Source organism: Marivirga sp. (assembly GCF_051117495.1).
Lineage (GTDB): Bacteria > Bacteroidota > Bacteroidia > Cytophagales > Cyclobacteriaceae > Marivirga.
In genome coordinates, this window is record NZ_JBNPEF010000006.1 from 46,215 (window position 1) to 53,426 (window position 7,212).

Sequence of the window (7,212 nt, forward strand, 5' to 3'; positions counted from 1 at the left end):
TGTAATTTCGCCTCAAATTTAATAATATGAACAATAGGACGAAAAACGCTATCTATTCCTTGATTTTAGTGGCCATAGTGGCCATCGTTTGGTTTTACCGAGACAGCCAAAAACCGAAAACCGAAAAACTACCCTACATATTTATTTCTGGAGAAGCCCAAGGTACTACCTATAACATCACCTATTCAGATACGGAAAACAGGAATTTTAAAAACCAAGTAGATTCAATTCTAAGGAAATTTGATTTAAGCTTATCTACCTATATTAAAAGTTCTGAAATAGTAAGATTTAATAATTCGGATAGCTTTCAATTTCAATCACCCTATTTTTATCCTGTTTTAGAAAAATCAAAAGAAATATATAATGCTTCCGAAGGCGCCTTTGACCCTACGGTTTATCCTTTAATTGAAGCTTGGGGCTTTGGTCCTGAAAAAGTTGACTTTCCTGATAGCAGTCGAATAGAAGAAATAAAAAAATATGTTGGCTTTGAATATATAAAGTTCGATAAGCGGCAAGTTAAAAAAGCAAAAGAAAAAGTTTCTCTTGATTTTAATGCCATTGCTCAGGGATATTCCATTGATGTAGTTTATGATTTTTTGCAATCTCAAGGAATTGAAAATATGATGGTGGAATTAGGCGGTGAGCTAAGAGTGAAAGGCAATAATGAAAATGGTGATTTGTGGGCCATTGGTATAGATGATCCTAAACAAGAAGCTGGGCAACAGCCCAAAAGGGTAGCCATTATCAATTTGGATAATGAGGCCATCTCAACATCGGGAAACTACAGAAAGTTTTTTATGCACGAGGGGAAAAAATACGGGCATAGTATCAATCCCAAAACAGGATATCCTGTTCAAAGGGATATTATAAGTGCTACTGTTGTGGCTCCAACATGCATGGAAGCCGATGCTTGGTCCACAGCATTTATGGTAACAGGATTAGAAAAGGCTAAAGAAATGCTCAATTCTGAAAATCATCTTAAAGCATTTTTCATTTATGAAGATGAAAATGGTGAATTGCAAAAGTTCAATACTGAAAATCTAAGTAAAAACATCATGCTGGAATAATGTCTGAAGCTAAAAAAGAATGGTTCAATGAATGGTTTGGCTCCCCTTTTTATCATATCCTCTACAAAAACAGGGATGAAAAGGAAGCGCAGTTCTTTTTATCTAATTTGCTGAAATATTTAGAAATCCCAAAAGATGCCAAGCTTCTGGACGTAGCCTGTGGAAGCGGGAGACATTCCATATTTTTAAATAAGCAAGGTTATAAGGTAGAAGGAATAGATATTTCCAAAAGAAATATTGAAATGGCAAAGAAGCATGAAAATGATGAACTCCATTTTCACGTTCAGGACATGCGAAATCCTTTAAATGAAAATCATTTTGATTATGCATTTAATCTTTTTACCAGTTTTGGCTTTTTCAAAAGTGATGATGAAAACCAAAAATGTATTAGTGCTATTTCTGATTCACTCAAATCAGGCGGGGTGTTTACCTTGGATTTTCTAAATCCCTATAGAGTGATCCATAATTTGGTGAAGGAAGAAGTTAAGACTATAGACGGCATTGAATTTCACTTGAAAAGACGTTTTGATGGGGAAAGCATCATCAAAGAAATAGACTTCCATTCAAATGGGAAAGACCATCATTTTGAAGAAAGGGTGAAAGCCATCAGAAGATTGACATTTCTGGAATATTTCCGTAATGCTAACTTTATGCTAGTGCAAATCTTCGGTGATTATGAACTGAATGATTATATACCTGAAAGTTCCGAACGTATGATATTTATTGTAAAGAAATTATGATCAGCAGTTCCATAATATTGTTTTTACTCACCTTTGGTGCAGGTTATTTGGTCTTTTTTTTACCCAAGGTCAATAATCATTTTTTTAAATTCGCCTTGGTTTTTGCCGGTGCCTATCTTTTTTCGGTGACCGTGATCCATATTTTACCCGAAATTTTCTCACAAGGAGAAAGTGTAGCTTATATCAGCCTATATGTATTGGCTGGCTTTTTCATACAAGTCATCTTGGAATATTTTTCAGAGGGAGTAGAGCACGGACATTTGCATAATGTTCATGAAAATCATCAACATGGCCAAAACAAATGGCTCGGATTATTAATCGCACTATCCATTCATGCCTTTTTGGAAGGTACGCTTTTAGCTCATCCCGATACTATCCATTCTCACGACAATACCAATTCTGTATTTTTTGGGATTTTGATGCATAAAATGCCGGCTTCATTTGCACTCATGTCAGTAATGATTTGCCATTTGCATACAAAATGGAAAACAGTCTTGATTCTGGTGATATTCAGTTTAGCTAGTCCTGCCGGATTGGGATTAAGCCATATTTTACATGATGCTGAAATTTTCTCCGATAAAGTATTCTTGATTCTTTTTGCCTTAGTATCTGGGAATTTCCTGCATATCTCCACTACTATCTTTTTTGAAAGCAGTCCTGATCATAGCTTTAATTTCAAGAAATTATTTATTTCTCTTTTAGGGGCACTTGTTGCGGTACTCGCTGAGTTTTCTTTTTAAGCATGGCTACTTGTTTCACTGCATTGTAAAGTAAATAATAGCACGGTAGTAACAATAGATGACTGATGACATTTTGATCAATCCATTTATTGAAATTAAGACCAAAACTATGAATAAGGGCAGGTCCGGCAAATAATATGATGGTCAATGGGATTCTTACATAAGTTTTATCTCCCGATTCAAAATATTTATAAATGTGAATGCATGATACAAATCCAATTAATCCTACTATTGAATTGACCTTTACCACATCAAAATGTTGAACTGAAAAGATTTGAGCAATAAATATCCCAAAAAATGAAAATATTAAAGCCCTTAAAAAGAATTTAACTTTAGCAGATGACAATAATCTTAAACTTGCCAGTTGAAAAAATAGGATAGAAACACCCTGCAAAGTCCAGGCAATTAAATGCGGTGTTTTACCTAGATATAAGTCCAAAAGATGAGAAGTGCCCCCAAGAAAGGCGGAAACTCCTAAAAACAAGAAGAAATAAGCGGATAACTTTGCATATTTTGATTTCAAATCATGGAAAAGCCTGTGTCCAAAAAAGGCACAAAAAACAGCCATCAAAATATCTGAGATGAAGGTTAGGGGATCGGCTAATTCCAATCCCAAAAACTCTATATAAGTATGTTCAATCAATTTAAATACAATTCAAAAACCTAAAAATCAATAAATTATTTAAATATGTTCGATTAAAAGGTAAATTCCCTTAAAGCGAGAAGGGCATTAATGGAAAATCAAGGAGGACCTTCCTATCTCCTGTTTACTGCCTTAAGAGATTTCGGATATTTTTCTTTATTTAAAAAATAAAAAGAAAAATTCCGAAATGACGCTCTGAAGATATTTTATCAATAACTTATTTAGTCAAAACTAAACTGATGAACAATATATTAATTTTATTTTATACTTAAGTGTAATTCTTTTAATTGTTCAGGAGAAATGGTAGCTGGCGAATCGATCATCACGTCCCTACCTGCATTATTTTTCGGGAATGCAATGTAATCTCTGATGGAATCAGATCCTCCAAACATCGCACACAATCTATCAAAACCGAATGCTATTCCTCCGTGTGGTGGCGCTCCGTATTCAAAGGCTTCCATTAAGAATCCAAATTGCTTTTGCGCTTCTTCTTCCGTAAAACCTAATGCCTTGAACATTTTCTGCTGCAATGATTTGTCATGAATCCTAATACTTCCTCCACCTATTTCAACCCCATTAATGACCATATCATAGGCATTCGCTCTTATTCTACCCGGATCGGATTCTATTAACTCCATATCTTCTGGCTTAGGGCTGGTAAACGGATGGTGCATGGCATGGAACCTTTTTGTTTCTTCATCCCATTCCAATAAAGGAAAATCTAAAACCCAAAGTGGTTTAAACACATTCTTATCTCTCAAGCCTAATTCAGCCCCCATTTTTAAACGCAGTTCATTCATGGCCCTTCGAGTATGATCAATATCTCCACTCAACACCAATAGTAAATCGCCTGCTTTGGCCTCAGCCGCTTCCGCCCATTCTTTTAAATCCTCTTGGCTATAAAACTTATCAACAGATGACTTGAAGCTACCATCCTCATTGCATTTTACATAAACTAATCCTTTGGCGCCAATCTGAGGACGCTTTACATATTCCGTCAAAGCATCCAATTGTTTGCGGGTATATTCGGCTGCTCCAGGAACATTAATTCCCACTACCAACTCAGCCTGATCAAATACATTAAATCCTTTACCTTGCGCATATTGATTTAGTTCCACGAAAGGCATCCCAAATCTAATATCAGGCTTATCGGAGCCGTACAGTTTCATAGCCTGATCATAAGTCATTCTTTCAAAATCCTCAATTTCCACTCCTTTCACTTCTTTGAAAAGGTATTTCACCATTTCCTCAAAAGTATTTAATATATCCTCTTGCTCCACAAATGACATTTCGCAGTCAATTTGAGTGAATTCAGGTTGGCGGTCGGCACGTAAATCTTCATCACGGAAACATTTCACTATCTGGAAATATTTATCAAAGCCTGACACCATCAATAATTGCTTGAAAGTTTGAGGCGATTGCGGCAAGGCATAAAACTCCCCTTCGTGGACTCTGGATGGCACTACAAAATCACGAGCCCCTTCTGGAGTAGATTTAATCAAAACAGGCGTTTCTACTTCCAAAAAACCTGCACCGTCCATAAATCTGCGAGTGGCTTGCATCAATTGGTGACGGAGTTTTAGTTTCTCCTTTACGGCAGGTCTTCTCAAATCAAGGTAGCGGTATTGCATTCTTAATTCTTCACCCCCATCAGTATCATCTTCTATGGTGAAAGGAGGTGTTTTAGCCGCGTTCAGGATATTCAATTCCTCCACAAAAATTTCAATATCACCGGTGGCCATTTTATCATTTTTGGAGAAACGCTCCACTACCTCTCCCTTGGCTTGCAATACGAATTCACGGCCTACTTTCCGGGCTGTTTTCAAAATATCTTCATTGGTTTTCCCTTCTTCGCATAAAAGTTGCGTGATTCCATAGCGGTCACGTAAATCTATCCAAAGCAAACCTCCTTTATTACGTACCCGCTGTACCCAGCCGCTTAATACTACTTTCGCTCCTTTATTTTCTATTCTTAATTCTCCGCAGTGATGTGTCCTATGCATGATAAAATCTTAATTCAAATTTTGGGCAAAGGTAAGCAATTCAAATAATTGATGAGGTAGTTTTAAGGATTGAATTTTGGAATGATCGAAAATCTTTGTGAGAGTTTCGTCCTAACTTTCATAGCTTGGTAGATAGTCGATGAATAAAACACATAATGTTTAAGCATCAGGACTTTCTATTGAAGAGGGAGTCATTATTTCTCCATGTGGTCTTGCCATTTTAACAAGGTGAATTTTCCATTTACAATAATTCGGATTTACTTAAAAACAAATAATTTTATATCACTTTTTTAATTCATAAAAGCTTGCCACTGTACTAAAACAAAACGGTGAAGTTTTTTTCTTTTATCAAATTTTCTCAAAAATCCATATTCATAACAAAACAGATAGACATCCCCTTTTTGATTTTTCCAATAGTTGGTAAAATATTTAGGATTAAAGCCTTCTTCTAACAATAATTTTTCTCTTACTGTGGTAACTCCTTCTTTATTGTATTGCTTTAAGATTTTTCTATTTAGCTTCAACTGTTTATCCACCTTTTCAAATAGAGATTTAGGTTTATCCTTTTTCTGCTGATACTGATAGGCACTTTTGCAATATGGACTACAAAACATCTTATCGACACGCCCACTCAAAGGTTCATTGCAATATTTACAATTTGAAGTAATTTTCATAACAGTATATTTATACGCATATTATACATATAAATATACTGTTTTTTTTGACTTTATAAGAACGAATTTGGTTTTTGACAATTAAAAATAGCGTTATGGAGCATTTGACTAAAGTCATTACCCTCAAACACCTTGTAATTAACAATCAAAGAATGATTGGATTAAAGTTTTATCCAGACAAGCTATTACAGGAACTAATAAAAACGCTTTCTGACGTGAAGTGGAGCAAGAAATTTTCAATGGTTTGTATTCCTAATACACCTGAGCATTATACTGAACTTCTTAAAAAATTTCGGGGTATTGCCTATTTAGACATGCGTTACTTTAGTAAAAGGGGCTGGATGGGCAGTTCTGATCCATCCCTAATCTTAAAAGCCTATAGAAAGCGAACTTTGAACGCGGATTACAGAACATGCCCTAAAGAATATTTTGATGAATTAGAGCGAAAACGCTATTCCCCCAATACGGTAAAGAGTTATATCTCTCATTTTGAACACTTTATTAATTTCTATAAAAGTAAAAAGTTGGTAGAAATTACGGAAGAAGAAATAAAACAGTATCTTCAGAAGCTTGTTCAAAAAGGGAAATCAGATTCTTACGGAAACCAAAGCCTAAATGCCATAAAATTTTACTATGAAATAGTTTTAAAAATGCCCAACCGATTTTACAGCATTGATCGACCGCCTGTAGCAGAAAAGTTGCCTAATGTGATCAGTAAAGGGCAAGTAAAGTCCATGATAGTAAGAACAACTAACCTGAAACACCAATGCATCATTAGCTTATTGTATTCGGCTGGTCTTCGCAGAAGTGAATTAATTAATTTAAAAATAGAGGATATTGACAGTAAAAGGATGCTGATAAATATAAAAAATGGAAAAGGAAAAAAAGATCGAATCACTTTATTAAGTAATAGCATACTAGCAAAGCTACGGCTTTATTATCAAACCTATAAACCCAAAAAATACTAATTTGAAGGACGTGATGGCATCCCATACAGCGGCACCAGCATTGGTAAGATTGTAGCAAAGGCCGGCAAAATGGCTGGAGTTAAGACTAAAGTAAAGCCACATACCTTAAGACACTCATTCGCAACACATTTGTTAGAGTCTGGAACGGATTTACGCTATATACAAGTACTATTGGGGCATAATTCCTCACGAACGACAGAAATATACACTCATGTGGCCAATAATATTTTTAAATCAATTCAAAATCCGTTAGATTGCTAAAAAAGTACAATGCATATAAAGTAACCTTTGTTACTTTATAGAATTGTTGAACTAAACCGTTTCTTACTGGAAACGGTAAAATGAGGTATGATTAAATTGTAATGGTAAACAAACAA

At 35.2% G+C, this 7,212-nt stretch carries 6 protein-coding genes and 1 pseudogene; 4 read left to right on the top strand and 3 right to left on the bottom strand.

Features of this window, described 5'->3' with window-relative positions; genetic code table 11:
- Positions 1-26: 26 nt before the first annotated feature.
- The 3 genes from ACFE0M_RS04795 to ACFE0M_RS04805 are packed head-to-tail and all read left to right on the top strand — an operon-like array spanning position 27 to position 2,547.
- Entirely contained in the window at positions 27-1,067 is a 1,041-nt protein-coding gene (locus ACFE0M_RS04795; protein WP_434544608.1) for an FAD:protein FMN transferase, read from the top strand.
- The gene (locus ACFE0M_RS04800; protein ID WP_434544609.1) at positions 1,067-1,807 is read left to right on the top strand and encodes a class I SAM-dependent DNA methyltransferase; all 741 of its coding nucleotides are present in this window, start codon (positions 1,067-1,069) and stop codon (positions 1,805-1,807) included. Before ACFE0M_RS04795 ends, ACFE0M_RS04800 begins: the two co-directional genes overlap by 1 nt.
- Positions 1,804-2,547 carry a ZIP family metal transporter gene (locus tag ACFE0M_RS04805; protein ID WP_434544610.1) on the top strand — a complete coding sequence of 248 codons (744 nt, stop codon included), beginning with the start codon at positions 1,804-1,806 and terminating at the stop codon, positions 2,545-2,547. Before ACFE0M_RS04800 ends, ACFE0M_RS04805 begins: the two co-directional genes overlap by 4 nt.
- Here the strand turns inward: ACFE0M_RS04805 and ACFE0M_RS04810 are convergent.
- The 3 genes from ACFE0M_RS04810 to ACFE0M_RS04820 form a co-directional block, all read right to left on the bottom strand.
- Complete coding sequence (locus ACFE0M_RS04810; protein WP_434544611.1) at positions 2,495-3,190, bottom strand: DUF6962 family protein; 696 nt, start codon at positions 3,188-3,190, stop codon at positions 2,495-2,497. The two genes, ACFE0M_RS04805 and ACFE0M_RS04810, sit on opposite strands and share 53 nt — an antisense overlap.
- Before the next feature lie 257 nt (positions 3,191-3,447).
- Positions 3,448-5,193 carry an aspartate--tRNA ligase gene (gene aspS / locus ACFE0M_RS04815; RefSeq protein WP_434544612.1) on the bottom strand — a complete coding sequence of 582 codons (1,746 nt, stop codon included), beginning with the start codon at positions 5,191-5,193 and terminating at the stop codon, positions 3,448-3,450.
- Between the two features lie 290 nt (positions 5,194-5,483).
- On the bottom strand, positions 5,484-5,867 hold the full coding sequence (locus tag ACFE0M_RS04820; protein ID WP_434544613.1) for a hypothetical protein: 384 nt from the start codon (positions 5,865-5,867) through the stop codon (positions 5,484-5,486).
- Positions 5,868-6,208: 341 nt separating this feature from the next.
- Between ACFE0M_RS04820 and ACFE0M_RS04825 the strand changes: the two are divergent.
- Positions 6,209-7,096: pseudogene (locus tag ACFE0M_RS04825) on the top strand (tyrosine-type recombinase/integrase).
- Positions 7,097-7,212: the final 116 nt, after the last annotated feature.

Excerpts from the sequence above, each read along its gene's own strand:
- ACFE0M_RS04795 (WP_434544608.1), top strand. The coding sequence starts at position 27 with ATGAACAATAGGACGAAAAACGCTATCTATTCCTTGATTTTAGTGGCC.
- aspS (WP_434544612.1), bottom strand. The coding sequence starts at position 5,193 with ATGCATAGGACACATCACTGCGGAGAATTAAGAATAGAAAATAAAGGA.
- ACFE0M_RS04805 (WP_434544610.1), top strand. The coding sequence starts at position 1,804 with ATGATCAGCAGTTCCATAATATTGTTTTTACTCACCTTTGGTGCAGGT.
- ACFE0M_RS04800 (WP_434544609.1), top strand. The coding sequence starts at position 1,067 with ATGTCTGAAGCTAAAAAAGAATGGTTCAATGAATGGTTTGGCTCCCCT.
- ACFE0M_RS04820 (WP_434544613.1), bottom strand. The coding sequence starts at position 5,867 with ATGAAAATTACTTCAAATTGTAAATATTGCAATGAACCTTTGAGTGGG.